Origin of the sequence: Sphingobium xenophagum (assembly GCF_031457465.1) — a bacterium.
Lineage (GTDB): Bacteria > Pseudomonadota > Alphaproteobacteria > Sphingomonadales > Sphingomonadaceae > Sphingobium > Sphingobium xenophagum_A.
This window is the reverse complement of sequence record NZ_JAVDWV010000042.1, coordinates 1-2,673: the sequence shown is the minus strand read 5'-3', so window position 1 is coordinate 2,673 and position 2,673 is coordinate 1. Positions and strand designations below refer to the sequence as shown.

The following is a 2,673-nucleotide window of genomic DNA, read 5'->3' as shown; positions in this document are numbered from 1 at the left end:
GACCGCGACATTCCCAAAAGCCTCCTCTCTCAGCGGAGACTCCCTGGATCAATGTGTGGGCGAAATTTCAAGAGGGTGATTGGGTTTGGACCCTAAACTGCGACTGGAACAGTAAATGGATGAACAGTGGTCTGTTCTCGCGCGTCTTCGTTCCTCCTGTGGCTAACGATAGTGGATCGGCGATTGGAACCGCGATCGACGCTCAGTTCCGTTTGACTGGCAACCCCAAAATCGAATGGAACGTCTATGCCGGCCTACCATTTCGCGACGACGTTCCGTTTGAGCACGATGCATATGATGTGCTGGAACGGGACGACGCTTTCGTCGCGGACCTTCTGGCAAACGATTTCATTCTCGGATGGGCGCACGGTCGCTACGAAATAGGACCGCGTGCCCTTGGTAACCGCTCGATTTTGGCTGCTCCGTTTAGCGACGAGACGCGAATACGCTTGAACGTCATCAAGCAACGTGAACAGTTTCGGCCGATTGCGCCAGTATGCCTGCGAGAGGAGGCGGCCAGATGGTTCGGGTGTCATGTCGATAGCCCACACATGCTTTTTACCTTCAGGGCGACTACCGATCAGCTGCGTGCGGTGACGCACGTCAATGGGACTGCACGCCTGCAGACCGTAACAGAGCATTCCAATCTAGAATTGCACGCTGTGCTGTCTGCCTTTCGAACGATGACCGGCTACGGCGTCCTCTGCAACACGTCGCTCAACTTCAAGGGCAAGGGGTTTATCAACGATATCGGTGACCTCGATGTCTACACTAGGGAGCACGGTCTCGATGGCTTCGTGGTCAATGGCCGGATTCATCTCCTGCGAAGCTCTCCTGCTTATGCTGCTTACCGGCAACGGAGAACTGCTCAATCTGATTCCAGCCCACAAGAGGCCACAGCTTGAGCGCCGTGCAAAATTATTCGGACTACGCACGGCAACGAATCGTGGCTCTGCAACCCGGCTTTGAGAAGAGCGAGGCGTCTCGATCAACACTGATCCGGGATATTGTCCTCATGCAGATCGGCATAGATCCCGCATGCCGGTCGCGGAACATACCCGCGGTGATACCGCGTAATCTGATCAGATTCTGGCACGATCATTCTGCACTGCCGGACGACGTCGCGGCTTGCATGTCGACCTGGGAGCGACTGGGAGAACAAGGCTTCGGTGTCCGGACCTATGATGACGACTCAGCCGACCGCTACATTCGCGATCGACAGGGGGAACGCGAGGTCACCGCCTTCAGTCGATGTGCGCATCCGGCGATGAGGTCCGACTATTTTCGTCTCTGCGCGCTCGTTACAGAAGGAGGGCTGTATGTCGACTGCGACGACGTGCTGCTCAACGATGGCTGGACGCGCCTGTTTGAAGACGATCGACTGAAGCTTCAGCCTCTCTGCTACGACATCCCGGCGGGCGGGATGATGCAGAACTCCGATATCTGGCAGACGGATTTACCTTCAGGAGAGCGCAACTTTTACGTCAACAACGATCCAATCGCCGCGCCACCCGGACATCCAGTCCTGCAACATGCCCTGTGCCGGGCGACTGAGCTGCTACTCGAGGGCAACGGTCGACCGGAGATCCAAGCAACCACTGGACCGGGAAATCTCACGACGGTCCTTGCCGCACACGCGCATGCTCTCCTGCTCCGAGGAGACCCACTCGACTTTAGCCTGATACGCGACTGGGATGCTATCGCGGAAATGCGGTGGGACCTTTCTTATCGCCAAGACGAGCGCAACTGGCGCAACGTATACGGATGCTGATCGCGCTCGTGGAGAATATGAGCGCATGAGGCTCGAACGCCCCGCCAGAGCCTTGCAAGCCGTGGCATTCCGCCTGGTTCGCCGGATCGCGGCTGCTTTGCCGGGAGGGCGAATCGACGCGTTTGGAACGGACGTGAGCCGGATTGGGGCGATCCTCATAATAAACTTGGATCGACAACCTCACCGCATGACGAGGACTTTGCGGGAGCTCGCTCGCTTCAGGGATTACAGGGGCCGGCGGTTGACCGCCCTCGTAAAGCGTCTTCCCGCGGTCGACGCACGCGACGGCAGAGCGGTCGCAGCGACTGCAGACGTAGACCCGTTATACGTCCTCGACGATCAGCTTTACGTCCAGCCGGACGCTAGGTTAGAGGCTTGTTTCGAACGAAACGAGGCCGTGACGATGACGCGCCAAGAGATAGCTGTCGCGCGATCGCACATCGAAGCGTGGAAAGTTGTCGCAACGGGATCCGAGGAGCACGTCCTAATTCTCGAGGACGACGTGTGGTTCCGCCGCGGTGCAGCTGCATCGATCGAAAGTGCGTGGTGTGAGGCCTCGACCAGAGGAAATGGCGAAGGACTGACCATGGTCTATCTTTCCTACGAGGACGCTGGCGGAACCTGTGAGCGGGCAGACGTGGGCGAAACTTTGTTTCGCCCGGTACGCGGGCTCTGGTTCCTCTGCGGCTATGTGCTCTCGCGAAGCGGAGCGGAATCGTTGCTGCGCGCGATGCCGGTTGTCGGGCCGGTCGACATGTGGATCAACAGGCAGTTTTATTGGTTGAGGCCGCTCGCGATCATGACACCGGGGACTGTCAGGATTTCCGTGTGCGGCCGGGCGGTTGATCATCAGGCCGCCATGGCTCTGATGAAACGTTCGCCGAAGATCACGGCAAATTGCG

3 protein-coding genes are annotated in these 2,673 nt (G+C 58.2%); all 3 read left to right on the top strand.

All coding sequences use genetic code 11. From position 1 onward, the window contains the following. On the top strand, positions 1–905 hold a 905-nt coding region (locus J2W40_RS20420; protein ID WP_310227786.1), incomplete at its 5' end, for a carbamoyltransferase C-terminal domain-containing protein. A gap of 5 nt (positions 906–910) precedes the next feature. Further along, positions 911–1,771 carry a glycosyltransferase family 32 protein gene (locus J2W40_RS20415; RefSeq protein ID WP_310227788.1) on the top strand — a complete coding sequence of 287 codons (861 nt, stop codon included), beginning with the start codon at positions 911–913 and terminating at the stop codon, positions 1,769–1,771. Between the two features lie 61 nt (positions 1,772–1,832). Further along, positions 1,833–2,673 (top strand): glycosyltransferase family 25 protein (locus J2W40_RS20410; protein WP_310227787.1); only part of this gene is annotated, 841 nt, incomplete at its 3' end.